Below are 25136 nucleotides of genomic sequence, written 5' to 3' on the forward strand. Positions count from 1 at the left end.
CCGCCGTCAGCGGCGGGACCAGGGCTTCAGTGAGTACGCACCGGGATTCATGGCGGTCAAGGTACATCAGCCGGTGCGCCCGTGTCCACGGAGTTCGTCAAGTCGCGCCTGCAATTGGTCGATATCACGCTGGTACAGGCCGGTGAGTCTGTCGATGTACTCCCGGTCCCACCGTGGCGTGATGTGCTTGCTGCAGTTGGCGTCCGAGGCGACGAGTTCCACGACGATCGCCCGCTCCACGTGGCCCGTGTAGGTCTTCTCCCCCATCGTGCGCAGTCGCTCGATCAGCGCGGGATCCTGCTCCGGCTCCACGATCCGCGCGTGGCCGAACACCTTGAGCCGGCTGCGCGTGGGGTAGTCCACGAAGAACAGGCAGACCCGCCCGTCGGAGTCGATGCCGCCGGTGGACACGTACTGCTGGTTGCCGCGGAACTCCACCCAGGACAGCGTGGTGGCACCGTCGACATGGACGAATCCCGCGGGCCCGCCGCGATGTTGCACATAGGGCCACCCCGTTTCGGTGACCGTGGAAAGGAAGAAGTGGTCGGCCCGCCTGATCTGGGCGATGTCCGTGCCCTCGAGCGCGAACTCGCCGGTCTGCTCGGGTCGGTTGACGCCCACGGCCTCCTGCCTGGCGCGTGCGGCGGGGCCGAATGCGATCTCCGGATAACGGTTGGCGGTCATGGCATCGACACTAACGGCGTCGGCGCCGGACTCGGCAGCCGCGAGACGGACCGCTCCGTCAATGAACGTTGACGAGGGGGGCGGGGTCAACGTAGATTGACGTCGGGGGTGGTTACGGTGGAAACCGCACTGGAATACGACGACGACGAGGGCGGGCCGGTCGCCCGACTGGCCGCGATCGCGGGAGCCAAAGCAGATCTCGCCCGTGAGGAGGCGGCGGCCGTCCGCCACGCCCGTATTCACGGGATGAGTTGGGCGGAGATCGGACTCGTGCTGGGCGTGAGCAAGCAGGCGCTGCACAAGCGCTTCGGGAAGGTGGGCTGATCACTGTCGAGGACGATGAGGCCGGCGGCGGAGTTCCTCCGGCAACTGGTGACGCTCGCACCGAGCCCGCCGCGGTTGCCGAACGCGATCAAGGCGGGACTGACGGTTCTCCTGTGCCTGTCGGTCCCCACGCTGCTGGGACGGCCGGACCTGGGACTGCTGACGGTCACGGGGACCTTCGCGGTCCTGTACGCCCCGGCTGCTCCCCTGCGCCGACGCGCGGTCACGGTGGCGGGGATCGGCCTCGGACTGATCGGCGCGACGGCCCTGGGGGCGTTCACCGCGGGGTCCGTCGCGCTCTTCGCCGTGTCGGCGATCCTCCTCGCCATGGTGACCGCCGGCCTGTGCCTCGCACTCCGGGTCGGGCCGCCCGGTTCCTACTTCCTCGTCCTGTGCGCGGGAATCGCCTATCTCCTCGTCGGTGAGCACGGAACCGCGCCGTGGCTCGTGCCGGCGATGACCGCGGTCGGTGCGACCGTCGCATGGGCGGTGACGATGGCCGAGCTCATACCCGACCCGCGACGGCCCGAGCGCCTCGCCGTGAAGGCTGCCGCCGATGCGGTGACCGCGTACGCCGCTTCCGAACCGGGGCCGGACGGTCGCCCGCTGCACCGGGCAGCCGCCCACGCCCTCGCGTCCGCGGAGGAAGCCGTCGCCGAAGGGATGTGGACCGCCGACCGGTCGCTCGCCGCCGCGCTGGAGAGTGCGCACCGCGATTACGCCGAGCGCAGTGCTCGGGCGAAGCTGCACGTCGTTCCCGGGGAGGAACTCGGGTGGGATCCCCGCAACCCCGACGCCGGTCGGTGGATCGAGGACGACGCGGGGCATGCGGACGTCGAGATGCCGACGGCGGAGGTCGCCGAACGTGTCGAGAACGCGCTCTCCGACGATGAGCTGCGCAGCACGGGCTCGCTGCGACGTCGGCTGGCGGACGGACTGCGGTGGCCGGGTGAGCCGTGGTCGGTGGCGCTCTCCGTGGGGGTGGCCACGGCGATTTCGATACTCGTACTGCTGGCCATCAGTGGACCGGATCAGCCGCACCTGTACTGGGTGGTGGCCTTCTCGGCGCTCGTGCTCCACCAGGGAGGTCCCCGTGTCGCCCGGACCCACCGCGCTCTCCACCGGTTGACGGGGACGGTGCTCGGGCTGGGTCTGTTCCTGTTGCTGACGCTGGCCGATCCGTCGGGGTGGTGGCTGATCGTCCTCATCGTCACGCTGCAGTTCGCCATCGAGCTGCTCGTCACCCGCAACTACGGGCTGGCGGTTACGCTCATCACCCCGCTCGCCCTCCTCGTCGCGACCGGCGGGCAGATGCCGGAGGACCCGTTGGCGCTGACCGGTGAGCGGCTGCTCGACACGGTGATCGGCGTCGTCGTCGCCGTCGTCGTCCTGTGGACGCTCGGACGTCGAGCGCCCCACCGGGCGGTCCGAGGCGACACCCGTCGCGCCCTCGCAGAGCTCGCGGAGTTCGCCCGCGGCGACGCGCAGACCCCGACGGAACCGACACTGGCCTCCGCGCTGCGCGACCTCAACACCAGCACGACCCTCCTGATCGCGGACGGGCACGGCGATTCGGCCGAGGCCCGCACCGCCGAGGCGATCACCTACGCGGGGTACCTCATGCTCGGCACGCTCGATCGGCAGACCGTCCGCATGTCCGCACCGCGCTGGGTCGCGCTCGCCGCGGCCGAGTTGCCCTCGGGGGCGCGGTCGGTGGGTGCCGAGCACCCGGCGGACGTGGCGATCCGCCGCGAGTGCCGGCGGGCCGGCGCGCCGATCGACTGAGGCTCCGCAGCGACAGGAGGAGCCTGGCCCCGGTTCGTGACAGGTCAGGACCGCGACGGCGCCTTCCCCACGTATTCGGCCAGATGCTCGCCGGTCACGGTCGAGGGGTCGGTGATGAGTTCGGTGGGTGTCCCCTCGAACACGACGCGCCCGCCGTCGTGGCCGGCACCGGGACCGAGATCGATGATCCAGTCCGCGTGCGCCATCACGGCCTGGTGGTGCTCGATCACGATCACGGACTTGCCCGAATCGACCAGCCGGTCGAGCATCCCCAACAAGTTCTGTACGTCGGCGAGGTGCAGACCGGTGGTGGGTTCGTCGAGGACGTACACCTCGGCCTTGTCCGCCATCTGGGCGGCCAGCTTGAGCCGCTGCCGCTCGCCGCCGGACAGTGTAGTGAGGGGCTGGCCGATCGTCACGTACCCCAGCCCCACATCGCGCAGTCGGACGAGGATCTTGTGGGCGGCCGGGATGCGCCCCTCCCCCTGGCCGAAGAACTCCTCGGCGGTGGCCACCGACATCCCCAGGACGTCGGCGATGTTCCGACCGCCGAACTCGTAGTCCAGCACCTCCGACTGGAAGCGTTTGCCCTCGCAGTCCTCGCACGTGGTGGCGACGCCCGCCATCATTCCGAGATCTGAATAGACCACCCCGGCGCCCTTGCAGGTGGGACACGCGCCGTCCGAGTTGGGGCTGAACAGGGCGGGTTTGACGCCGTTGGCTTTGGCGAAGGCCTTGCGGATCGGCTCGAGCAGCCCGGTGTAGGTGGCGGGGTTGCTCCGGCGGGATCCGCGGATCGCTGTCTGGTCGATCGCCACCACCCCGTCGCGGGGCGAGACCGAGCCGTGGATCAACGAACTCTTGCCCGACCCCGCGACTCCCGTCACCACGCACAGCACGCCGAGCGGGATGTCCACGTCCACCGCGCGGACGTTGTGCGCGGTCGCGCCCCGCACCTCCAGCACACCGGAGGCCGGGCGCACGGCGTCCTTGAGCCTCGCGCGGTCGTCGAGGTGCCGACCGGTGACGGTCCCGCTCGCGCGCAGTCCTTCGACGGAGCCCTCGAAGCAGATCTCACCACCCTCGGAGCCGGCACCGGGTCCGAGGTCCACCACGTGGTCCGCGATCGCGATCGTTTCCGGCTTGTGCTCCACCACCAGAAGCGTGTTGCCCTTGTCCCGCAGCCGCAGCAACAGGTTGTTCATCCGCTGGATGTCGTGCGGGTGCAGGCCGATCGTCGGCTCGTCGAAGACGTAGGTGACGTCGGTGAGGGCCGACCCGAGGTGGCGGATCATCTTGACCCGCTGCGCCTCGCCACCGGAGAGCGACCCCGCCGGCCGGTCCAACGAGAGGTAGCCGAGACCGATCTCGACGAACGAGTCGAGCGTGTGCTGCAACGACTGCAGCAGCGGGGCGACCGACGGCTCGTCCAGGCCACGCAGCCACTCCGCGAGGTCGGTGATCTGCATCGACGAGACGTCGGCGATGTTCATCGCGCCCATGCGCGAGGATCGGGCGCCCTCGTTGAGGCGGGTGCCGCCGCAGTCCGGGCAGGTGGTGAACACGACCGCGCGCTCGACGAAGGCGCGGATGTGGGGCTGCATCGCCTCGACGTCCTTGGCGAGCATCGACTTCTGGATCTTGGGGATCAGCCCCTCGAAGGTCACGTTGATGCCTTCGGCCTTGATCCTGGTGGGCTCGAGCCGCAGGAGACGGTGCATCTCCTCGTCCGAGAAGTCCTTCACCGGTTTGTCCATGTCGAAGTACCCGGAGCCGGCATAGATGCGGCCGTACCAGCCGTCCATCGAGTACCCCGGCACGGTGATCGCGCCCTCGGCGAGCGACTTGGATCGGTCCACCAGGGCGTCGATGTCGAAGTCGGACACGCTGCCCCGGCCCTCACAGCGCACGCACATACCGCCGGTGATCGAGAACTCCGCCTTCTCCCGCGTCCCGTCGGCCTTCTTGAGCACCCCCGAGCCGGTGGCCGACGCGACATTGAACGAGTACGCCTTGGGCCCGCCCAGGTGGGGCTCGGCCAGGCGGCTGAAGAGGATCCGCAGCATCGCGCCCGTGTCCGTGGCGGTCCCCACGGTCGACCTGGGGTCGGACCCCATCCGCTCCTGGTCGACGACGATCGCCGTGGTCAACCCCTCGAGGACGTCCACGTCGGGCCGGGCGAGCGTCGGCATGAAGCCCTGGAGAAAGGCGCTGTAGGTCTCGTTGATCATCCGCTGGGACTCGGCCGCGATGGTGGCGAACACCAGCGAGCTCTTCCCGGAGCCGGACACGCCGGTGAACACGGTCAGGCGTCGCTTGGGCAGCTCGACATCAACCGACCTGAGATTGTTCTCTCGCGCACCGAGGACGCGGATGATGTCGTGGCTGTCTGCGGTGTGGATGCTCATCGCGGTTCTCCTCGTCGGGTCGGTACCCCCGATACGCTAGACCCGGCCGGGCGAGAAGTGGAACAGCCGCGCGACCGCAGTCCTGCCACCGCACGGCGCGTCGGACCTCATCCGCGCGCCTGGGTCTCCATCGCCAGGTCGTGAAGGCGGGCGAAGCGACGGAACTCGTCGTCGTCCCAACCTTCTCGGCCGGTGGCCGCCGCCCACCCGTCGAGGATCTGGTGATCGTAGAGATGCCCGTATCCCTGCGATCCTCCGATCGCATTGCCCAGGTCTGCGGTCACCTGGAAGAAGGTGAGGACGGGCATGTAGAACATCCCGGGGTGGCGGCCCTTCCCCGGGGGTTCGGCCAGCCATGCCGGGCGCTCGAACAGCATGTTCGGGGTCCACCACACGACCGGGTCGGTCGCGTGCTGGACGTACAGCACGTGCGGCGGTATCCACGGGGTGTCATCGCTCCGGAACTCGGCCGGATCCTCCGAGAACCGGACCAGAAGCCCGTCCGCGTAGACCGGTTCGGTGACGGGCGACCCCGGGTCCCGTCGTTCGACGAGAGATTTCCAGATGCGGTTGGAGTTGGGCGGCCCCATCCACAGCACGCCGTCGACCGTGTTCCGGATGTCCCGGATCCCGGAGAACGCGGCCTCTCCCGCCTGGGTGCCCAGACTCTCGCCGTAGACGTACAGATTCGGACGGTGTGCATCCAGCGGCAGCGACTCCCGCCAGTTCACCACGGCCTCGATGAGCGACTGGCCCGCGGCCTCGGCCTTCTCCCTGTCGGCGAGGAACGAGATCCAGCTCGGTAGGTACGAGTACTGGGTTCCGACGATGGCCACATCGCCCCCGCTGAGCAGTTCGATCGCCTGGGCCGCGTGGGGATTGATCCAGCCGGTTCCGGTGGTCGGGACGATCACCACGGAATCGCGCTCCCACGCCCGCGTGCGGTTGAGTTCCTCCACCACCAGGGCGGAGCGCTCGTCGTCGGTCGCGGCCGACTGCAGGCCCGCGTACAGGCGGATCGGCTCGAGAGCGTCCTCGCCCAGCAGGTCGGTCAACGCCGCCTGGTCGAGCCCACCACTGATGAAACGCCGGCCCTGCATGCCGAGATCGTCGAAATCCACGACCGAGCCCGGTCCTCCGGATCGCTCGGGCGTCGTCGGACGCGTCGCGCCCGGTACGCGTTCGTCGTTCTGGACCCCGGAGACCCGGTTGGCCGCCTCGAAGAACAGCCGGGGCACCACTCCGTCGACCACGCCGAAGAGCAGTGCCGCGATCACGACGAAACCGGTGAGTCGGGCGGTGTACTCCCCCAGGTTGAACCGACGGCGGATCGTGCGGACAAACGCCCGGTATGCGGCCCGGATGCCGCGGGCGAGTACGAGCAGCCCCACGAACACCGCGAGGGCGATCCAGGGGATGCGCATGTAGTCGGCCCACGGGGGCCGGGGTGACTCCACCAGGTCCGAGACCTGATCCTGCCAGCGAATCGCGGTCGCGGTGGCCGTGATGAGGTACACGACCAGCACATACGGCGCTGACAGGCGGGCAAACGCCAATAGGCGATCGCCGAGTGCGTCGAGATCGGGGTGGACCCTGATGCGGGGAGCTGCCAGTCGCTGCCAGAGGGTCCGCAGGGCCACGCCGACGCCGTAGCCCACGGCCATGGAGACCCCGGTGACGATCCCCTGGTAGTGCCATGCGCGGGGCAACAGCGACGGCATGAGCGAGACCCACGCGGCCAGGGCCGCCATCACGAGCCCGGTGACCGAGGGGTGCCACCGGACCCACCACCCCCGGAGAACTGTGACGATCGTGTTCACCGCAGCCGTTCGGCCCTTCTCGCGGCGGCCACCAGATCGGCGGACATCCGGGCCACCTCGGCCGGGTCCTCACCCTCGGCGATCGCGGTGTCCAGGTCCTCACAGGCGCAGCGCAACTGGAACATCCGGTCCATCAGGTCGGCTGACTCCGTCTCGGTGAGCACGACCGTGCCCTCCGGGAGATCCTGCATCAGCAGGGACCGACGCTGCTCATATGCTCGCTGTCGGCACGATCGCCGGCAGTACCGACGGCGGCGCCCGGTGCTGCCCTCGTCCACCGGGCGACCGCACCACGCGCACGAGGCCTCTCCCCGCCTGGGCGGGGCCTGCTCTGCCCTGACGTCGGTTTCCACGCATGTCAGGCTACCCACGAGGCCCCCGGGGTAGCACGGGACACGGGGGCGTGGGAACATTTCGGGGCTCTCTTGGCGTTGACAGGAGCAGGTACCACGCAGCGTCTGTGTCGATCCGCGGATATCGACCGAAGACGCGACACGGCAGAAGGAGTTCGCATGGCAGATCGAGTGCTCAGGGGCAGCCGCCTCGGTGCGGTGAGCTACGAGACGGACCGGGACCACGACCTCGCCCCCCGCCGGATGGCCAAGTACCAGACCCCCAACGGGGAGGTGTACGAGGTCCCGTTCGCTGATGACGCGGAGATCCCCGGCGCCTGGATGTGCAAGAACGGCCAGGAGGGCCAGCTCATCGACGGCCCGGCCGTCGAGGTGAAGAAGGGCAAGCCGCCACGCACCCACTGGGACATGCTGCTCGAGCGCAGGTCCCTCGAGGATCTCGAGGACCTGCTCAAGGAGCGCATGGACCTGCTCAAGAAGCGTCGTCGCGCCGGGTCGCGCTGACGCTCCCGTCGCGCCGAGCCGGAACTCCCCGTCCCTGAAGCCCAGGGACGGGGAGTTCTCTTTTCGGGCTCGCGGGGCGGGCCCGGGCGTCAGGCCGTCAGCGGCCGAGGAGTTCCCTGAGCTGCCGCCGCCGTTTCTGCCAGCCCCAGCGGGCGACGTTGACCGCGGCCTCGCGGAAGATCGACTCACTCATCTTGGAGTGCCCGACGGTGCGCTCGGTGAAGGTGATGGGCACCTCGACGACCTTGCGGCCGTTGCCCAGCAGACGCCAGGTCATGTCGATCTGGAAGCAGTACCCCTTGGACTCGATCGAATCCATGTCGAGCTCGGCGAGGGCGCCGGCGCGGTAGGCCCGGTAACCGGCCGTGATGTCCTTGATGCCCACCCCGAGCATGATGCGGGAGTAGACATTGCCTCCGCGCGAGATGACGTGCCGCTGCCACGGCCAGTTCACGACCCTGCCACCGGGCACGTACCGCGATCCGATGGCCAGGTCGGCGCCGGCGTCGACCGCCTCGAGCATGGCGGGGAGCCGCTCCGGCGGGTGGCTGCCATCGGCGTCCATTTCGACCAGGACCGTGTAGTCGCGGGCCAGTCCCCAACGGAAACCCGCGATGTACGCGGCCCCGAGCCCCTCTTTGCCCTTGCGGTGCAGAACGGTGATGCGGCCGTGCGGGTCCTCGGCGGCCAGCCGGTCGGCGACCTCGCCGGTGCCGTCGGGGCTGTTGTCGTCGGCGATGAGGACCGAGACGTCGGGCGCCGCGGCGAGCAGCCGCTCGACCACGACCGGCAGGGTGTCCCGCTCGTCGTAGGTCGGGATGATCACCAGAGTGCGCTCCGCTGGCGCGGTGCTGCCCGGCATCGACGGATCGGTCACTTAGCTCTCCTCGTGGTCGTGTACGGGCCGGCGTCGGGAGTGGATGACCGCCCAGGCCAGTCCGACGAGCCCGATGAGGCAACACGCCACCTGCGGGATGCTGCCCGATCGGGTTGCCACTGTACCGGCCGAACCGATCTCCACCTGCGCCACCAACGCCGCGGGTTCGAAGATCTCCGTCTCCTGCTGAACGGCGCCGTCCGGTCCGATCACGGCGCTGACCCCACTGGTCGCGGCGATGAGTACAGGGACGTGATGCTCGACCGCACGCACCCGCGACATCGCCAACTGCTGGTATGTCATCGGTGACCGGCCGAACGTGGCGTTGTTCGTGGGGATGGTGAGCAACTGCGCGCCGTGGGCGACAGGCCCGCGCGCGGCGGAATCGAACGCCACCTCGAAGCAGATGGCCACCCCCATGTCCACCCCGGCGGCGGTCACCACGCCGTCGCCGTCGCCGGGCACGAAATGCCCGGCGGTGCGGGCGATCGGGAACAGCGCCTCGAGAGGCGCGCGCAGCGGTAGCCATTCGCCGAACGGCTGGATGTACTTCTTGTCGTGGCGGTCCGCGACCGGGTCCTCGCCGCGGTCGGCTGACTGTCCGTCCCACACCAGGTAGGAGTTCGTCGCCTCCCGCCCCTCGCCGGTCGGCAGCACGGTACCGACGAGAATCGGCGCCCCGAGGCGGCGGGACAGTGCCGAGATCTGGTCGGCGGCTCGTTGATCGGCCAGCGGCGAGATGTCGGAGGCGTTCTCCGGCCACATGACCACATCCGGCCTCGGTACCTCACCGGCGTCGACGCGGTCGGCGAGTTCGCCGGTCACGCGCAGGTGATTGTTGAGGACGGCGCGTCGCTGGGCGTTGAAGTCCAGCCCGAGGCGCGGAACGTTGCCCTGGATGACCGCCACGTCGAGTGTCTGTGTGGGGTGTTCGTCACCGGGGTCGATCGCGGTGGCGGCGACCAGCCCGGCCGTGACCAGCGGGACCGCGAGGAGCCCGGTGGCGGTCCGCACCGGCCGGTCGCGTCGGAGAAGCAGGACGACGGCGAACCCGAGTGCCGTGCCGAGGGCCGCCACGACGAAGCCCATCAGCGGTGTCCCCCCGAGCGAGGCGAGCGGCAACAGGGGGCCGTCGGCCTGGCCGAACGCCAGCCTCCCCCACGGGAAACCACCCCACGGCCACGACGAGCGGATCCACTCCCACAGCGACCACCATCCCGCGACGCCGAGCAGAGCAGCAGCTGCGCGCCGGCCGTCGTGGCCGCCGGGGGTCAGCCCTGCGCGCAGGATGACCGCCGCGCCGGCGCCGAACGCCGCCAGGTACAGGGCCTCGACCACGGACAGGCCCCAGGCGGCGTAGGCGCCCACGTACAGGCCGACCCACGGCACGAGGAGCAGGAAGAACACCAGGCCGGCGAGAAACCCGACGAGTGCTCCGGTGCGCGCCCGGGGCGCGGTGCCCCGGACAGGAGAGAGGACGACGACGAGAACGGCGATCGCCGGCAGTGCCGTCCACCAGAGGCCGACCGGAGGGAACGAGGCGGCCAGCAGCGCACCGGAAGCGGCGGCTCCGACCAGCCGGAGCAGAAGCGGGATCACTCCGCCCGGCCGGCGGGCTCGCCGTCCACGACGAGGGCCCGCAAAACGGGGTCCGGGCCGGTGAGATCGGGCATCGGGGGCACCCCGGAGCGCGGATCGGTGGACCAGCGCTGGACGGCGTCGTCGGCCGCGACCACGGCGAGATCACCGGTCTGCCATCGGGCGAAGGAGGCCGGGGCCCCCGGCGCGAGCGTCCCGGACAGCCCGTCCCGGGCGCCGGCCGCGCGGCGGGCGCCGCGGGTGGTGGCGGTGAACGCGGCCCGGGGCGACAGCCCCCGCCCACCGGGGACGCTGGTCAGGGCACGCAGAGCGTCCCAAGGGCGTGCTTCGCTGCCGGCGCGGACGGAGGCGGCCAGCGCCACGCCCGAGGCCGCGATCCGGACCAGATCGAGACCGGTGAGGTCATCGACGAGCGGGCGCAGCAGCAGGACCGTGCCGACGGCCGAGAGCGCCGCCAGGTCGTCGTCACCGATCTCGGCCGCGCCGATCAGGATCGGCGTGCACCGCGCCACGGCCGGACCGCCCAGCTCGTCGGCGAGCCGCGTCAGCTCCCCGGCGAGCCGAGTGGGGTCGGTCCCGGGTTCGAGGACGACCCGCTCCCCCTCGCGCGCCCGGTCCGCGACGGCGTCCGGTCCGTGGGCTGCGGCCAGCCCCGTCAGTACGACGCCCGAGGCTGCCGCGGTGGCCGCGTCAATGGTGGTATCCGTATCGACCCCGCCAACGACACACTCGACGAACGGCGGAGCGACCCAGTCCCCCGCCAGATCGAGGTGGTGGGCCCCGGGGAACAGCGCGGGACCGGGCGCATCGGCTCCGGCCCAGACGACCTGCCCCTCCTCCCACGCCAGCGCGGTGGCGTCTCGCGAGGCGGGGGTGAGGACGCGGCCTCCGGTGGCGAGAGTTGCAGGCATGATCCGAGTATCCCCGAGCCTCGCCCGCTGCGCGGAACCCGGCCACCCGTAGGGCTGAACTAGGCTCGGCAGTCATGACGGCCCCCGACTCCCCCACCGGCTCCGCCGACCGCTGTCCGGGAGTCCGGCGGGTGCACGCCGCCGCGGATGGCGGACTGGCCCGCCTCCGGTTCCCCGGCGGCCGACTGGAGCCCACGGACTGGGCCGCGCTCGCCCGGATCGCGGCAGACCACGGCAGCGATCTTCACCTCACCTCGCGGGGCAACGTGCAGATCCGGGGCGTGCGGGACGAGGCGCTCCTGCACGAGCGTGTCGCGCAGGCGGGGCTCCTGCCGAGCGCCGCCCACGACCGGGTACGCAACATCCTGGCCTCCCCGATGGCCGGCCGACTCGCCGGACATCATCGCCTCGGCGATCTGCCGGAGCGGCTCGACGCGGAGCTCCTGTCGAGGCAGGACGTGACGGCGCTCAGCGGGCGCTTCCTGTTCGGGTTCGACGACGGCTCGGGGGACGTCCTGGCCCACCGGCCCGACCTGGCGGCCGTCGCCGGGCACCCCGACGGGTTCCTCCGCCTGCACGTCCGTGGCCGTGACACCGGGATCGGCACCGCGATGGCGGACGCGGCGACCGTCCTCGCGGACGCCGCCGCCGCTTTCGACCGGAGCGCGGAACGGCAGTGGCGCGTCCCGCCGGTCGGGGAGCTGAACGACCTCGTCGTCGTCGCACTGTCCGAGCACCCACTAACCACCGGCCAGGCGGGCACCAGCGGCAAGTCCAACTCGGGAGGTCCCCTCGATGAGGTCGGCGACCCCGCCGGGGGCGGCGCCCACATTGCGGCGGTGGAGGTGCCGCCGGTCGGCTGGATCGACACCGACGACGGCCTGGTCACCCTCCTGGCCGTGGTGCCATTCGGCGTGGTCCCCGCCCGCCTGGCCGAGTTCCTCGGCGCGATCGAGCGGCCCAGCACGATCTCGGCGGAGCGTGTGATCGGCCTGCACGGTCTGACCGAGGGCATGGCCGAGCAGGTCGTCCGGGTCCTCGCCCCGATGGGCATGGTCTTCGACGCGGCGTCGCCGTGGGTGGAGGTGAGCGCCTGCACCGGCCTGCCCGGGTGTTCCCGCTCACATTCCGACGTGCGCGCCGACGCCGCCGAATCGGTGCGCGCCGGCACGCTACCCGTGGTCGGCAGACAGCACTGGGTGGGTTGCGAACGGGCCTGCGGTGACACCGGGGCGGGTGAGCGCGTCACGGCGTCGCCGAGCGGCTACCACGTGGGGCGGTAGGCGCGGGTCAGCGCGAGCCGAAGCGGTCGACGAGCCAGCGGGCCGCATCCTCGATCCGGTGAACGGTCTCGGGGGCGGGCGGGGCGTCGGCGGTCGTGGTGGGGCTGCGCGGCCGGTCGACCATCACCACCGGGATGCGCAGGGCCCGAGCCGCCTCCAGCTTGGCCGCGGACGCGCGGCCGCCGCTGTTTCGGGTGACCAGCACGTCGATCCGGTGCCGCGACATGAGCGTGCGCTCGGACTCGACGCCGAACGGCCCGCGGTCCAGGACGAGCAGGTAGCGGTCCGGTAGCGGGCCGGGCGGTGGTTCGGAGCACCTGATGAGGTACGAACCGCGGGCGTCGTCGGCGAACGCCGATGCCCCGAGCTTGCCGACAGTGAGCATGGGGCGCCGGAACCGCTCCCGCACCACCGCGACCGCGCCCTGCACGTCCGCGACGTGGATCCACTCGTCGCCCCCGGTCTCCGACCATTCAGGCCGCTCCAATCGCAGCAGCGGGACCCCGGTCGCCGCGGCGGCGTGGAGTGTGTCGACCGAGATCTGCTCCGCGAACGGGTCGGTCGCGTCGATCACCGCGCTCACGGAGTTCTCCCGCAGCCAGTGCGCTAGTCCCTCTGCGCCGCCGAACTCGCCGATCCGTACCTCGCCCCGGGGAAGCCGGGGGCGGGCCACCTTCCCGGCCAGGGCGGTCACCACCTCCAGCCCCGCGGTGACGAGCAGTTCCGCGAGATCGCGGGCCTCACCGGTGCCGCCCAGCACGAGGATGAGGCCGGGCCCGCCGACGGGCAGCCCCGACGCGGCAGCTGCACCGGCCGGCCGGGCGGCCCTCGTATCGTCGCCGGCCGCGTCTACGCGCGATGCCTCGAGGAGCGTGGGGAAACCGGGATGCGGGACCCCGGGCACGACCTCCCAGGAGACCCCGGCGGTGTCCAGAGCATCCGTCAGCTGCGAGGCCTCGTCATGCTGATCGGGAGTTCCGGCGAACAGGCACGCGACGCGGTCACCGCGCTCGAGAGCGGTCCGGATCTCGTCGAGCGCCCGGGTGTCCGAGAGTCCGGAACAGTCCACGACCCTCGCGGTGGGCGGCATCAGGGACATGGCCTCCCGGGGCACGAGGTCGTGGGCGCAGAGGCAGGTCCCGCTCATCGCGATCAGGCGTGAGGCCCGTACCGTGAGCAGGTCGACAGGGCCGGGTCCCACCCCGACGAGGTGCACCTGCGCGAGCTCGCCGGACGCGGGCCCTCCCGGGCGTTCCGGGCGGCTCACCGGGGCATCCGTCGCCAGACCGGCTGGGGTACGAGACGGGCGACGGCGAACATCACCCGCAGCTGCCACGGTATCCACACGACACCCGCGCGGCGCGCGAGAACGCGGGCGACCACGGAGTCCGCCACCTCGTCCGGGGTCGAGGAGAACGGTGCGGGATCCATCCCCGTGGTCATGCGACCGATCACGAAGCCCGGCCGCGGGATCACCAGGGTGACGCCGGTGCCGTGCAGAGCGTCCGCCATCCCTGACGCGAAACCGTCCAGCCCCGCTTTGGCCGACCCGTACACGTAGTTGGCGCGCCGGACGCGCTGCCCGGCGACCGACGAGAACGCCACGAGCACGCCCTGTCGGCGGGACTTCATCCGCTCGGCCAGCGTCGTCAACAGTGCGGCCTGGGCCACGAAGTCGGTGTGGAGGATCTGCGCGGCGGCCTCGGCGTCCCGCTCGGCGATCTCCTGGTCACCGAGGATGCCGAATGCGAGGACCGCGATGTCGACGGGGCCGACCCGGGACTCGATCCGGTCGACCACCGCGGCGTGGGTGCCGATGTCGTCGGCGTCGAAGTCCATGATCTCGACCGCGGCAGCGCCCGCCGCCTCGAGCGGAGCGGCAAGCGTCGAGACGTCGCCGCCCGGCCTGGACGCCAGCACGACGGTACGACCGGGCGCGAGGCGGTGCGCCACGGCCAATCCGATCTCGCTGCGGCCGCCGAATATGACGACGACCTCGCCACCGGGCCGGGAGGACGACGATGCGGGTGTGGGCATGTGCTCAGTGTTTCACGCAGGCCCGCGCCGGCGGGCCTCACGGCCCACCTCGGCGATTCCTGACCGCTGTGGCAGTCTCGAGCACATGGCCCGCACCCTGACCGAGCTGTCCGACGAGGCTCACCAGTTCCTGTCGACCTACCATCTGGGCACACTGACCACCCTCCGTGCCGACGGGTCCCCGCACGTCGTGGCCGTGGGCTTCACGATAGATACCGAGGGCGGGCTCGCCCGGGTGATCACCAGGCGCGGGTCACAGAAGGCGCGCAATGCCGAGCGGGGCGGCCGCGCGGCGGTGTCCCACGTCGACGGCGGCCGCTGGCTGACCTTCGAGGGCCCGGTCCGGCTGCTGACAGACGCCGACGCGGTTCACGAAGGCGAGCGCCGATACGCACTACGGTACCGGGAACCGCGCCCGAACCCCGAGCGCGTGGTGGTCGCGATCGAGGTCGACCGCGTGCTCGGATCCGCCCGGATGTTCACCGGCGCCTAGTCCCTCTACAGGACCCGGAGGCCCCGCTCGCCGTTGTTGAGATCGCGACGGCCGTCCGCGGTCACCGCGACGATGTCCTCCAGCCGGGCACCCCAGTGCCCGTCCAGGTAGATTCCCGGCTCGACGGAGAAGGTCATCCCCTCGGCCAGCACGGTGTCCGCCCCGGGCGCCACGAACGGCGGCTCGTGCAGCCCGAGCCCGATCCCGTGACCGGTGCGGTGGATGAACCGCTCCCCCAGCCCGGCCGCCGCCAGGTACTCACGTGCCGCCGCGTCGACCTCGCCGATGGCCACCCCGGGCCGCACGGCCTCGCGTGCCAGTCGCTGCGCCTCCTGCAACGCGGCGTACTCGCGGGTGACCTGCTCGGACGGCTGGCCCATCGAATAGGTGCGGGTGCAGTCGGAGTGGTAGCCGCTGGGCAGCGGCCCGCCGATGTCGACCACGACGACGTCACCCGCCTGCACCACGCGGTCGGAGACCCCGTGGTGCGGGTCCGCACCGTGCGGGCCGGAGCCGACGATCACGAACTCGGCGTGCGTGAGCCCCACCGCCTCGATGGCGGCCGTGATGAGTTCACCGACCTCCGACTCGGTCCGTCCCACCTGCAGGAACTCGCCCATTCGCTCGTGCACGGCATCGATGCGGCGGGCGGCCTCGGCGAGCTCACCCACCTCGTGCGCGTTCTTGACGGCCCGGACGTGATCGATCACGTCCGAGGCCAGCACCACCTCGCCGTCGACGCCCTGCTGTAGCGGCACCAGGTGCAACGCCGGCATGGCGGTCGACACCGACACCCGTCCGGACACCTTCCCCGCGACCAGCGCCACCGCGTCCGTCCCGTCCGCCCACGGGTGCACGGTCGCGCCGACCTGCTCGGCGGCACGGCGGACCGGATCGGTGAGCTCGAGTGACGGCAGGATCAGCAGCGGCGCGTCACCGGCCGCGGGGACCACCAGCGCGGTGAGCCGCTCGTGGGAGTCCATCCGTAGACCTGTCAGGTAGGCCATGTCCTCCCCGGAATAGACCACCACGTGGTCGATCCCGATCTCCCGCGCGCGGGCGCGGACGGCGTCGAGGCGGTTGGGGTGGAGATCCGGGGAGTCGGCATTCATGTCCCCCAGAGTAGGCCGAGCCGCGCTTCGCCCGCCTCCGTCGGCGGCTATCCTTGCGGGGTGGTCCAGACCAGATCTCCAGGAGGCGCGATGTCCCAGGGGCCGTTGATGGTTCTCGACAGCGCCGGGCTGTGGTTCCGGGCGTTCCACTCGGTCCCGGAGAAGATCACCGGCCCCGACGGCGCCCCGGCGAATGCGGTGCGTGGGTTCTGCGACATGGTGGCGGTTCTGGTCGAGGAGTACTCGCCGAGCGGGCTCGTGGCCGCGCTGGACCGTCAGTGGCGGCCGGATTGGCGCGTGGCGCTGTTGCCGTCGTACAAGACGCATCGGGTCGGCGACGACGGCGAGGAGGACGCCCCCGCCTCGTTGGCGCCACAGGTGAATTCGATCCGTGCGGTCCTGTCCGCGGCGGGCATCACCCAGGCGTGGGCCGAGGACGCGGAGGCCGATGACGTGCTCGCCGAGCTCTCCGCCCGCGATCGAGAGGTACTGGTCGTCACCGGCGACCGTGATCTGTTCCAGCTCGCATCGGCGTCCACCACGGTGGTGTACGTGGGCGCCGGGATGAAGAAGCGGCTGGCGTACACGCCGGGGGTGGTGGCCGAGCGCTTCGATCTGCCCGAGGCCGCCGATGCCGGCGTGTACGCCGACTACGCGGTGTTGGTGGGTGACGCCTCGGACGGGCTGCCCGGTGTGGCGGGCGTCGGTGCCAAGACCGCGGCGACTCTGCTGCGCGAGTACGGCGATCTCGACGGGATCGTGGCCGCGGCGACGGACCCGGGATCGGGGCTGACCGCACGCCAGCGCAGCTCCGTCCTGGCGGGCACCGACTATCTGGACGCGGCCCGCGGGGTGGTCCGTCTGGGCGGGCGGGCGTTCGAGCTGGAGTTCGACGGCGACACCGACGGCCGACGCGGTCCGGTCGACGATGGGCGACTCGAAGAGCTCGGTCGGGCGACCGGACAGGCCCGGGCGATCGGCCGGCTGGTCGAGACGACGGCGACGCTGGACGAAGCCTGAACCCGTCCCTCTCCTGATATTCCCCCGCTGCGGCCAACATCGAGAAGAGCGTTCGACGCACCTGTCTCTCGCGTTTTGTGTGCCGAACACTCTTGTCGATGCGGGAGTGGGCGCGGGAGTGGGCGGGTCAGGCCATGTGGTCGAGGACGACGCCCCGCCGCAGCGAGCCGACCGCGGATCGTGCGGTCCGGGCGAGGTCGGGTTCCGCGACCTGGCCCACCTGCGCGAGTACGTCCACCACCAGGCGGGCGGATCGGACGAAGTCGCCGGCGGTCAGCTCCACGCCTTCCTGCCACGAAGCGGCCAGGATCGAGGACAGGGCGCCGCCGGATACCCAGTGGTGGAGCACCGGCGCGAGACCGGCATCCAGGTCGGGGGTCGCGGGCAGCCGGTGCGCGCGTTCGACCCCGGCGACGTCCGAGGCCACCCGTTCGGTGTCCGCCAGGGCGGTGCGCAGGGTCTCGTCCGACGGTTCGCGAACGGCCGATTCGCTGCGCGGGTGCGCGACCACGGTGGCGATCACGGCGGCCAGCCCTGCCGGGTCGAGTCCGCGCCAGACGCCGCGTCGGAGGCACTCGGCCACGAAGAGGTCCTGTTCGGTATGCACTCCTGCCAGGAGTCTGCCGGCATCGGTGGCGCGCAGCGCGCCCTCGTACTCCGCCAGGTACCCGAGCTGTTGTAGCAGCTCGACGATGCGGCGGAACCGGCGGGCCAGCGAGTCGGAATCCGCATCGACCTCGGCGGTGAGGGCGGCGACATCGGCATCGGCTTTCGCCCAGCGTTCGTGTAGGCGGGCGAGCTTGTCGATGCCGGGATCGTCGTGGAGCGGATGCTGGCGCAGCTCACGGCGCGCGGCGGCGATGCGGGGATCCTTGCGCATCGGCTTCCCGCCGGAGTTCTTCATGCGTCCCTTGGCCTTGCCCCGCAGGTGCTCCATGCGTTGGACGAGCGCTCTCTTGGCGCGCCCGTCGAGCTTGCGTCGGCCTCTGGGCAGGTCCACCCGGCCGACGGGAACGGGCGGTACGGAGAAGTCGTGCTGGTGCAGCCACCCTGTCCAGCCGGTGTCGGTGAGGCACAGCAAGGCCGGGTCGGACGGGATGTCGGTGCGCACCTGCAGGACCGTGGCGACGATCCCGTATCGCTTGCGGCCGACCGTGATGACCGAGCCCGCGGTCTGCCTGAGCATCGCCTCACGGACGGCGGAGAGCCGGTCGTCGCGTGAGGATTTCTCGACCTTGCGCTCGAGCCGACTCAGATTCGAACGGGCCGCCATGTACTCATCGAGCTCCTCGTCGCCTCCCGCCTCGACGAGGGTGGCGCGCATCCGGTCACGCTCGTCGGCGCGGCGCTCGATCGCGCGGGAGCGTGAGACGAGTGTCCGGTCCGTCTGGAACTGCGCGAAGGACCGGCCGATCAGCGAGGTGGCCTCGTCGACTCCACGTTGCTCGACGAGGTTGACCGCCATCGAGTAGTCGGGTGCGAAAGCGCTGTGCAACGGGAAGCGCGGAGTGTCCACGAGGGCCGCCAACGCGTCGAGGTCGAGATCGGGCTGACTCAGGACGACCGCGGTGCCCTTGGTGTCGATACCGCGCCGGCCGGCGCGGCCGGTGATCTGTGAGTACTCCGACGAGGTGAGCATCGCGTGGGTGTCGCCGTTGAACTTGGTGGTCTTCTCGAGCACCACGGCGCGCGCCGGCATGTGGATTCCCAACGCCAGGGTCTCCGTGGCGAACACGACCTTGATGAGCCCCGCCGAGAACAACTCCTCCACGACCGTGCGGAACAGCGGGAGCATCCCCGCGTGGTGCGCCGCGATCCCGCTGACCAGCCCGGCCCGGAACGCCGGGTAGTCGAGGGCGTCCAGGTCGTGCTGCGGGACCGGGGCGCACGCGGCGTCCACATGAGAGGCGATGCGCCGGGACTCCTCCCCGGTCGTCAGCCGCAGCCGGGCGCGGCGCATCTGCGCGACCGCACCGTCACACCCGGCGCGGGAGAAGACGAAGTAGATGGCGGGCAGCAGACGCTCGTCGTCGAGCTTGTCGATGACATCCCGACGGCGGGCCCACTGCGCGCCCTGACGGGGGGCCACCCGCTCGTCGTGGTACCCGGCGTGGGTTCGCCGGCGCTGTTCGGCAGCCGCCCGGACGGGGACCAGGTCTCCGTCGGTGTAGAGCATGTGGGCCAGGGGCACGGGCCGGTGATCGGAGAGCACCACGGCGGTGTCACCGCGGATCTCGGTGATCCAGTCGCCCAGCTCGTCGGTGTTGCTCAGCGTGGCCGACAGGCCGACCAGCCGCACCGCGGGATCGAGGGTGAGGATGATCTCCTCCCACACCACGCCTCGTGACCGATCCCCCAGGTAGTGGATCTCGTCCATCACCACGCAGTCGAGATCGTGCAGCGCCGATGATCCGCTGTAGATCATGTTCCGCAGGACCTCGGTGGTCATCACCACGATGGGCGCGTCCGCATCGATGGAGTGATCGCCGGTGAGCAGGCCGACGTTCTCCGGGCCGAACCGCTCGCGGAACTGACGGAACTTCTGGTTGCTGAGGGCCTTGATCGGCGTCGTGTAGAAGCACCGGCCCCCGCCGGCGAGAGCACGATAGGCCGCGTACTCGCCCACCAGCGTCTTGCCGGAGCCTGTGGGAGCCGACACGAGGAGGTTGCGCCCGGCGTCCAGGGCGGTGAACGACTCGAGTTGGAACGGGTCCGGGGTGAATCCCTCGCCGGAGAGGAACGAGTCGAGCAGCTCTCCGGAATGGTCTCCCTCGTCGGGGCCGGTGATGTCAGGTGATGTCGTCATACGGTGACCCGCCGCCGGTGGGCGCCTGGAGCGGGCTGGAGTTGTGCGGCGCGGGGGCGCCACCGGCGGGAGCGGAGGTGGGTACCGGAGCCGGACGACCCAGCGGCCCCGAGGCGCCGATCCCACCCGAGGAGTCGATGCCCCCGGACGCCTCGATCGGGGACGCCGATTCGTCGTCCACCTCGAGCCACTCCGCGCGGGCCTTCTTCTTGCGCTTGTCGCGCAGGCGGGCGAACTGGATGGAGAACTCGACCAGGATGCACACGGCCACGGCGAGCGCGAGCATCGAGAACGGGTCCTGCCCGGGCGAGGCGACCGCGGCGAACACGAAGATGCCCATGATGATCCCGCGACGGGACTTGGCGAGCATCTCGTAGCTGAGCACCCCGGCCACGTTGAGCATCGCGAGCAGCAGGGGGATCTCGAAACTCACGCCGAAGATGAGGATGAGCTGGATGAGGAAGGTGAAGTACTGCGTTCCCGACAGTGCTGTGGTCTGGACGTTGTCGCCGATCGACAGCAGGAACTCGAGGGCGTGGACGATCACGATGTACGCCAGCACCGCGCCACCGATGAACAGCACGGCGGCGAGGGTCGTGAAGACGATGCCGTAGCGCTTCTCGTTCTTGTGCAGCCCGGGCGTGATGAACGCCCACAACTGGTAGAGCCAGACCGGACTGGAGATCACGATGCCCGCGGTGGCCGACACCTTGAGTCGGAGCATGAACTGCTCGAACGGGCCCGTGGCCAGGAGGCGGCACTGGTCGCCGTCCCCGAGCTGAAGCCGGGCGCCCGGCGGGATGTCACAGTACGGGCCGGTGAGGATCTCACCGAGTGACGGGATCACGCCGATGCCACTGCCGTACCACCAGAAGCCGAAACCCATGAACACCACGATCGCCGCCATGGCGATGAGCAGCCTGGTGCGCAGTTCGTAGATGTGCTCGATGAGCGGCATCGTGCCGTCCGGGTTACGCCGACGACGACGGCGCTTGGACAGCAGGCGACCGGCGCCCCCCTGTGGGGAGGCGCCGGTCGTCGGGGACCCGGTATCAGTCATCGATGAGGAGACCTACTGCCCCTGCCCGCCCTGGTACGGAGCGGTGGGGTCCGAGTGCTGCTGCGGCTGCTGCGGCGCGGCGGGAGTCCGGTGCTGCTGAGGGTAGGGCTGCGGCTGGGAGACGGGCTGCTGATACTGCGGGGCCGGTGCCGGTGCCGGTGCCGGCTGCTGGCTCTGCGGCTGCACGTACTGGGCCGCGTTCGGCTGGCCCTGGGTGAGGGCCTGGGGCTCGTCGTTCTCCGCCGGGGAGCCGTCGTTCTGCATCTCCTTCATCTCGGACTTGAAGATGCGCATCGACCGCCCGAGACCGCGCGCGGCGTCCGGGAGCTTCTTCGAACCGAACAGCAGGAGCACCACCGCGAGAACGATGAGCCAGTGCCAGATGCTCAACGCACCCATGTCAACCTCCGTTTGTCTGACAACGTTTCCATGCTAGCGCACCCCGCGCGACCGCCGACACCGCGGTATCGGCGTTTACCGGCGGTGACCTGCACGTTCACGGAGAATTCACATCCCTGGCGCGGGCTCTTCTTCCGTCGGTTCCGACACACTTCCGGTGTAGACGGCCAGACCCGCGGTGGCACGCTCCGCGATCTCCCTCGCGAGCACGGGATCGGCCGGTGTCACCACGTCGGCGTGGCCCAGCAGGAACCGCACGAGCCAGGCCCGGTCGAAATACGCGATCTCGACGTCCAGATCGCCGTCCGGGCGGCGGGCCACGGAATGGAAACCGAACTCGTCGAGGAACCAGGCACCGGCCGCGGGGACGATCGCCCGCTCCAGGCGGCGCTCACCCTCGCCGTCGTCCTGGGGCTCGGGTCCCAAAGCGCGGCGCGGTCCCACCTCCTCCACACGGCTCATCCGGTCGGTCCGGAACGTGCGCCACGCGCCCGAGCCACGGTCCATCCCGTGGACGTAGGAGTGGCCGTCCGCGACCGACAGCCTGGCCGGGTCCACCACGCGGATGGTCGAGCTGTCCGAGCTCGCGGAGTGGTAGACGAACCGGAGTGCGCGACCCGAGTGGACGGCGGTGCGGACCACGTCGGCGTCGGAATCCCCTGTGTCGGATCCGTGGGGCGCGGGGGCGCTCTCGGCGCCGGCCGCCGTCCGCAACGTGGCCAGCAGATCGCGCAGCGCGGCCTGTTCGACGACCTCGGGGCGGTCCAGGAACACGGCCAGCCCGGTCTCCAGGGTCACGGCCTCGGCGGCGGTCAGCCGCACGGGCCGGTCGATGCCGGCGGTGAACGTCACCTCCACCATCTCGGCGTCGTCCAGATCCTCCGCGGAGAAGGCGAGGTCGATGAGGTCGCCGGGGCCGTAACCGGGTAGGCCGCAGGACCACAGCTGCCACAGGGCGTACCGCAGCGCCTTGTCGGTCATCCCCAGGTCGCGCGCGGCCTCGGAGACGGGGACGGCGCCGCGGCTGTGGAAGTACGGGACCACGCTGAGCAGGGTCGCGAGCGGGACCGAACGAGTGCTCATCGGATCGCCTCCTTGGCGGCGGTCAGGATCGACACCACGCGGACGCGGAGCTCGGCCGGCCGCAGGGCCACCGCGTCGGCACCCTGGGCCGCGACGAGCGAGGACAGTTCACCCAATGGTGCGGACAGCTCGAGATCGGTACCACTGCGATCGAAGCGATGGGCCGACGTCTCCGAGCGGGCCATGGCGCGGAGTTCCGCTGCCCGAGCCTTGGCCGCCCACACCGTGGCCTGTACGACGGGGTTGAGCCTCGAGACCGCATCGTCGAGCAGTTCGAGAACGCGCTCGGTGGGCGGCACCGGGGCGGTGCGCCTGCCGCGGCCGAGACGAACGTCCGACATGCGGATCAACCGGAACGTACGGGGCTCGCCGCGGTCCTGGTCATGGCCCACGAGATACCAGTGCCCGTGCCGTGAACCGGTCCACCAGGGCTCCACGCGACGGTCGCTGGACTCGGTGGCCCCCGCGGGAGTGTGGGAGAACATCACCACGGCGCCCTCCGCTGCAGCCTCGGCGACGACCGCCGCGGTGGCCAGTTCGGCGGGGTCCTCGACGGAGACGGTCGTACCGACGTCCCGCACCGGATCGATGCCCGCGGCGGTGAGCTTGGCCAACGCCCCGTCCGCGCGGGCGGACCGCTCCCCTTCGCGCCAGACCTCGGCGGCCACCGCGAGGACTCCGGTCTGCTCGGCCGTCAGGGTGATCTCGGGGAGCTCGTAGTCACGAGCCGGGATCCGGTACCCGGCCGGCGAACCGTGGGCCAGCGACGCCCCCTGCTCGAGCGGCACGCCGGCGTCGCGGAGTTCGCGCTTGTCCCGCTCGAACATGCGCAGGTAGGCGGCCTCGTTCTCGCAGTCGTCGTAGCCCTGCACCATCCGGCGGATCTCGTCGGCCGACAGGTAGGCGTTGGTCGAGCGCAGACAGATCACCAGGTTGACCAGTCGCTGTGACTTCGAGGTGGACACGTGCAGGAACGCTATCGTCCGAGCGCGGAGATCAGGTCGTCGACACGCGGGTCCTCGTCGGCGAACGGGTCCGTCAGCGCGACGGTCGGGAGGGTGCCGTCGGTGACCTTGAGATGCACCCAGTCCACGGTGTGGTCCCGCCCGGCCTCGCGCGCGGCGGTGATGAATCGACCACGTAGTGCCGCCCGGGTCGTCTCGGGGGCGACCGCCCGTGCGTGCTCGACCTCGGCGTCGTCCACCACCCGGGAGACCAGACCGCGCCGCTCCAGGATGGAGTGCAGACCTCGGCCGGGCCGGATGTCGTGGTAGGTCAGGTCGATCTGCGCGAGCCTGGGGTGGTCAAGGTCGACGCCGGTCCTGTCCTGGACCTGCCGGATCAGCCGGAGCTTGGCCGCCCAGTCGATGTCGGCGGCGATCGAATCGTGGTCACCCGATTCGACGGCGTCGAGTACGCGCTCCCACAGGGCGACGCACTCGGTCACCACGTCGCGGTCGTCGCGCTCCCAGCCGCCCGCGTCCAGGTACCGGTGGACCGCGGCCAGGAACTCCCGCTGGATCTCCAGGGCGCTCATCGTGGTGCCGTCGGTCATGGCCACGGGGCGGGTGCCGGTCAGGTCGCGGCTGATCTCGCGGATCGCACGCACGGGGTGCGCCACGGCCATGGGACGCAGCTCGACCCCGGCCTCGAGCATCTCCAACACCAGCCGCGTGGTGGCGATCTTCAGCAGCGTGGTGGTCTCGATCATGTTGGAGTCGCCCACGATCACGTGCATGCGCCGGAACCGGGTGGAGTCCGCGTGGGGCTCGTCGCGGGTGTTGATCAGCGGCCGGGAACGGGTGGTGGCCGAGGAGACCCCGTCCCACATGTGCTCGGCCCGCTGCGAGAAGCAGAACGTCGGTCCCGGGGTCTGGTCGAGCCCCACCCCGGGGGGCGTGCCCGGCAGGATCTTGCCGGCGCCACAGTAGAGCTGCCGGCTCACCAGGAACGGCAGCAGTGTGGTGCCGATGCTGCGCACCTGGGTGGCGCGGTCGAGCAGGTAGTTCTCGTGGCACCCGTAGGAGTTGCCCACCGTGTCGGTGTTGTTCTTGAACAGGTAGACCTTCGCGTCGATCCCCTCGGCGGCCAGCGACTGTTCGGCGCACAGTCCGAGGTCGTCGACGATCCGCTCCCCCGCCCGGTCGTGGGCCACGAGCTGGCGCAGGCCGTCGCATTCGGCCGTGGCGTACTCGGGGTGCGAGCCGACGTCCAGGTAGAGGCGCGAGCCGTTCTCGAGGAAGACGTTCGAGCTACGCCAGCGCTCCACGACGGGGCGGAACAGGTAGCGCGCGATCTCGTCGGCGCCGAGCGACCGGGCACCCTCTCCCCCAACGCTGGTGATCCCGAACTCGGTCTCGATCCCGACGATGCGACGCAACATGGGGTCTACTGCCCGCCCTTCTGGACGTAGGACTTCACGAACTCCTCGGCGTTGGTCTCGAGGATGTCGTCGATCTCGTCGAGCAGCGAGTCGGCGGCGCTGGTGTCGGTGGCCTTGGCGACCTGGCCGGCCTCGTCGTCACCGTCGCCGGGGCCGCCGGCGTGCTTCTGGATCTGGGCCATGGTGGTTGCTCCT

23 protein-coding genes are annotated in these 25136 nt (G+C 70.8%); 6 read left to right on the forward strand and 17 right to left on the reverse strand.

What is annotated here, in order from left to right:
- Positions 1 to 66: 66 nt before the first annotated feature.
- Positions 67 to 684: a pyridoxamine 5'-phosphate oxidase family protein gene (locus ACWIFB_RS10125; protein ID WP_454058163.1), complete on the reverse strand. Its 618-nt coding sequence runs from the start codon at positions 682 to 684 to the stop codon at positions 67 to 69.
- 117 nt (positions 685 to 801) lie between these two features.
- Between ACWIFB_RS10125 and ACWIFB_RS10130 the strand changes: the two genes are divergently transcribed.
- Entirely contained in the window at positions 802 to 1008 is a 207-nt protein-coding gene (locus ACWIFB_RS10130) for a hypothetical protein (RefSeq protein ID WP_452098820.1), read from the forward strand.
- 15 nt (positions 1009 to 1023) lie between these two features.
- Positions 1024 to 2793, forward strand: a complete 1770-nt coding sequence (locus tag ACWIFB_RS10135) for an FUSC family protein (RefSeq protein WP_454058164.1) — start codon at positions 1024 to 1026, stop codon at positions 2791 to 2793.
- Between the two features lie 44 nt (positions 2794 to 2837).
- Here ACWIFB_RS10135 and ACWIFB_RS10140 read toward each other — a convergent pair whose 3' ends face one another.
- The 3 genes from ACWIFB_RS10140 to ACWIFB_RS10150 form a co-directional block, all read right to left on the reverse strand.
- A complete protein-coding gene (locus ACWIFB_RS10140; RefSeq protein WP_454058165.1) occupies positions 2838 to 5201 on the reverse strand; it encodes an ATP-binding cassette domain-containing protein in 2364 nt (787 codons plus the stop codon).
- Positions 5202 to 5308: 107 nt separating this feature from the next.
- Positions 5309 to 7021: an alpha/beta hydrolase gene (locus ACWIFB_RS10145; protein WP_452098824.1), complete on the reverse strand. Its 1713-nt coding sequence runs from the start codon at positions 7019 to 7021 to the stop codon at positions 5309 to 5311.
- Positions 7018 to 7434, reverse strand: a complete 417-nt coding sequence (locus tag ACWIFB_RS10150; protein WP_452098825.1) for a hypothetical protein — start codon at positions 7432 to 7434, stop codon at positions 7018 to 7020. Before ACWIFB_RS10150 ends, ACWIFB_RS10145 begins: the two co-directional genes overlap by 4 nt.
- A gap of 99 nt (positions 7435 to 7533) precedes the next feature.
- On the opposite strand from ACWIFB_RS10150, the gene ACWIFB_RS10155 reads away from it, so the two are divergent.
- Entirely contained in the window at positions 7534 to 7878 is a 345-nt protein-coding gene (locus ACWIFB_RS10155; protein ID WP_230928980.1) for an RNA polymerase-binding protein RbpA, read from the forward strand.
- Between the two features lie 97 nt (positions 7879 to 7975).
- Here the strand turns inward: ACWIFB_RS10155 and ACWIFB_RS10160 are convergent, their stop codons facing one another.
- The 3 genes from ACWIFB_RS10160 to ACWIFB_RS10170 are packed head-to-tail and all read right to left on the reverse strand — an operon-like array spanning position 7976 to position 11265.
- On the reverse strand, positions 7976 to 8740 hold the full coding sequence (locus tag ACWIFB_RS10160; RefSeq protein WP_452099057.1) for a polyprenol monophosphomannose synthase: 765 nt from the start codon (positions 8738 to 8740) through the stop codon (positions 7976 to 7978).
- 15 nt (positions 8741 to 8755) lie between these two features.
- Positions 8756 to 10354, reverse strand: a complete 1599-nt coding sequence (gene lnt, locus ACWIFB_RS10165) for an apolipoprotein N-acyltransferase (protein WP_454058166.1) — start codon at positions 10352 to 10354, stop codon at positions 8756 to 8758.
- Positions 10351 to 11265: an amidohydrolase gene (locus ACWIFB_RS10170; protein WP_454058167.1), complete on the reverse strand. Its 915-nt coding sequence runs from the start codon at positions 11263 to 11265 to the stop codon at positions 10351 to 10353. Before ACWIFB_RS10170 ends, lnt begins: the two co-directional genes overlap by 4 nt.
- Positions 11266 to 11339: 74 nt before the next feature.
- Between ACWIFB_RS10170 and ACWIFB_RS10175 the strand changes: the two genes are divergently transcribed.
- On the forward strand, positions 11340 to 12548 hold the full coding sequence (locus ACWIFB_RS10175; RefSeq protein ID WP_454058168.1) for a precorrin-3B synthase: 1209 nt from the start codon (positions 11340 to 11342) through the stop codon (positions 12546 to 12548).
- Between the two features lie 7 nt (positions 12549 to 12555).
- On the opposite strand, the gene ACWIFB_RS10180 is transcribed toward ACWIFB_RS10175, so the two are convergent.
- Both ACWIFB_RS10180 and ACWIFB_RS10185 read right to left on the reverse strand, forming a co-directional pair.
- Positions 12556 to 13815, reverse strand: a complete 1260-nt coding sequence (locus ACWIFB_RS10180) for a cobalt-precorrin-6A reductase (protein ID WP_454058169.1) — start codon at positions 13813 to 13815, stop codon at positions 12556 to 12558.
- A complete protein-coding gene (locus tag ACWIFB_RS10185; protein ID WP_454058170.1) occupies positions 13812 to 14585 on the reverse strand; it encodes an SDR family NAD(P)-dependent oxidoreductase in 774 nt (257 codons plus the stop codon). Before ACWIFB_RS10185 ends, ACWIFB_RS10180 begins: the two co-directional genes overlap by 4 nt.
- A gap of 85 nt (positions 14586 to 14670) precedes the next feature.
- Between ACWIFB_RS10185 and ACWIFB_RS10190 the strand changes: the two genes are divergently transcribed.
- A complete protein-coding gene (locus tag ACWIFB_RS10190; protein ID WP_454058171.1) occupies positions 14671 to 15078 on the forward strand; it encodes a PPOX class F420-dependent oxidoreductase in 408 nt (135 codons plus the stop codon).
- Positions 15079 to 15083: 5 nt separating this feature from the next.
- On the opposite strand, the gene ACWIFB_RS10195 is transcribed toward ACWIFB_RS10190, so the two are convergent.
- The gene (locus ACWIFB_RS10195; protein WP_452098832.1) at positions 15084 to 16190 is read right to left on the reverse strand and encodes a M24 family metallopeptidase; all 1107 of its coding nucleotides are present in this window, start codon (positions 16188 to 16190) and stop codon (positions 15084 to 15086) included.
- 90 nt (positions 16191 to 16280) lie between these two features.
- Between ACWIFB_RS10195 and ACWIFB_RS10200 the strand changes: the two genes are divergently transcribed.
- Entirely contained in the window at positions 16281 to 17210 is a 930-nt protein-coding gene (locus ACWIFB_RS10200) for a 5'-3' exonuclease (protein ID WP_454058172.1), read from the forward strand.
- A 127-nt stretch (positions 17211 to 17337) separates the two neighbouring features.
- Here the strand turns inward: ACWIFB_RS10200 and ACWIFB_RS10205 are convergent, their stop codons facing one another.
- The 7 genes from ACWIFB_RS10205 to ACWIFB_RS10235 all read right to left on the reverse strand — a co-directional run bounded on the left by ACWIFB_RS10205 (position 17338) and on the right by ACWIFB_RS10235 (position 25123).
- Complete coding sequence (locus tag ACWIFB_RS10205; protein ID WP_454058173.1) at positions 17338 to 20016, reverse strand: DEAD/DEAH box helicase; 2679 nt, start codon at positions 20014 to 20016, stop codon at positions 17338 to 17340.
- Positions 20000 to 20974, reverse strand: coding sequence for a twin-arginine translocase subunit TatC (tatC, locus tag ACWIFB_RS10210; RefSeq protein ID WP_454058194.1), 975 nt, complete (start codon positions 20972 to 20974; stop codon positions 20000 to 20002). The genes ACWIFB_RS10205 and tatC overlap by 17 nt, the downstream gene beginning before the upstream one ends.
- Before the next feature lie 114 nt (positions 20975 to 21088).
- Positions 21089 to 21475 carry a Sec-independent protein translocase subunit TatA gene (gene tatA, locus ACWIFB_RS10215; RefSeq protein WP_454058174.1) on the reverse strand — a complete coding sequence of 129 codons (387 nt, stop codon included), beginning with the start codon at positions 21473 to 21475 and terminating at the stop codon, positions 21089 to 21091.
- Positions 21476 to 21583: 108 nt separating this feature from the next.
- Positions 21584 to 22558, reverse strand: coding sequence for a helix-turn-helix transcriptional regulator (locus ACWIFB_RS10220; protein WP_452098837.1), 975 nt, complete (start codon positions 22556 to 22558; stop codon positions 21584 to 21586).
- A complete protein-coding gene (locus ACWIFB_RS10225; RefSeq protein WP_454058175.1) occupies positions 22555 to 23523 on the reverse strand; it encodes a helix-turn-helix transcriptional regulator in 969 nt (322 codons plus the stop codon). The genes ACWIFB_RS10220 and ACWIFB_RS10225 overlap by 4 nt, the downstream gene beginning before the upstream one ends.
- Positions 23524 to 23534: 11 nt before the next feature.
- On the reverse strand, positions 23535 to 24941 hold the full coding sequence (gene pafA / locus ACWIFB_RS10230; protein WP_452098839.1) for a Pup--protein ligase: 1407 nt from the start codon (positions 24939 to 24941) through the stop codon (positions 23535 to 23537).
- Between the two features lie 5 nt (positions 24942 to 24946).
- Positions 24947 to 25123 (reverse strand): ubiquitin-like protein Pup, encoded by a 177-nt coding sequence (locus tag ACWIFB_RS10235; RefSeq protein WP_454058176.1) that lies wholly within the window; start codon positions 25121 to 25123, stop codon positions 24947 to 24949.
- Positions 25124 to 25136: the final 13 nt, after the last annotated feature.

Source organism: Dietzia sp. NPDC055340 (genome assembly GCF_053645335.1).

Coding starts and splice junctions, on each gene's coding strand:
- ACWIFB_RS10125 (WP_454058163.1), bottom strand. CDS start 684: ATGACCGCCAACCGTTATCCGGAGATCGCATTCGGCCCCGCCGCACGC.
- ACWIFB_RS10135 (WP_454058164.1), top strand. CDS start 1,024: ATGAGGCCGGCGGCGGAGTTCCTCCGGCAACTGGTGACGCTCGCACCG.
- ACWIFB_RS10140 (WP_454058165.1), bottom strand. CDS start 5,201: ATGAGCATCCACACCGCAGACAGCCACGACATCATCCGCGTCCTCGGT.
- ACWIFB_RS10150 (WP_452098825.1), bottom strand. CDS start 7,434: ATGTTCCCACGCCCCCGTGTCCCGTGCTACCCCGGGGGCCTCGTGGGT.
- ACWIFB_RS10155 (WP_230928980.1), top strand. CDS start 7,534: ATGGCAGATCGAGTGCTCAGGGGCAGCCGCCTCGGTGCGGTGAGCTAC.
- ACWIFB_RS10160 (WP_452099057.1), bottom strand. CDS start 8,740: ATGCCGGGCAGCACCGCGCCAGCGGAGCGCACTCTGGTGATCATCCCG.
- ACWIFB_RS10170 (WP_454058167.1), bottom strand. CDS start 11,265: ATGCCTGCAACTCTCGCCACCGGAGGCCGCGTCCTCACCCCCGCCTCG.
- ACWIFB_RS10175 (WP_454058168.1), top strand. CDS start 11,340: ATGACGGCCCCCGACTCCCCCACCGGCTCCGCCGACCGCTGTCCGGGA.
- ACWIFB_RS10185 (WP_454058170.1), bottom strand. CDS start 14,585: ATGCCCACACCCGCATCGTCGTCCTCCCGGCCCGGTGGCGAGGTCGTC.
- ACWIFB_RS10190 (WP_454058171.1), top strand. CDS start 14,671: ATGGCCCGCACCCTGACCGAGCTGTCCGACGAGGCTCACCAGTTCCTG.
- ACWIFB_RS10195 (WP_452098832.1), bottom strand. CDS start 16,190: ATGAATGCCGACTCCCCGGATCTCCACCCCAACCGCCTCGACGCCGTC.
- ACWIFB_RS10200 (WP_454058172.1), top strand. CDS start 16,281: ATGTCCCAGGGGCCGTTGATGGTTCTCGACAGCGCCGGGCTGTGGTTC.
- ACWIFB_RS10205 (WP_454058173.1), bottom strand. CDS start 20,016: ATGACGACATCACCTGACATCACCGGCCCCGACGAGGGAGACCATTCC.
- tatC (WP_454058194.1), bottom strand. CDS start 20,974: ATGCCGCTCATCGAGCACATCTACGAACTGCGCACCAGGCTGCTCATC.
- tatA (WP_454058174.1), bottom strand. CDS start 21,475: ATGGGTGCGTTGAGCATCTGGCACTGGCTCATCGTTCTCGCGGTGGTG.
- ACWIFB_RS10220 (WP_452098837.1), bottom strand. CDS start 22,558: ATGAGCACTCGTTCGGTCCCGCTCGCGACCCTGCTCAGCGTGGTCCCG.
- pafA (WP_452098839.1), bottom strand. CDS start 24,941: ATGTTGCGTCGCATCGTCGGGATCGAGACCGAGTTCGGGATCACCAGC.
- ACWIFB_RS10235 (WP_454058176.1), bottom strand. CDS start 25,123: ATGGCCCAGATCCAGAAGCACGCCGGCGGCCCCGGCGACGGTGACGAC.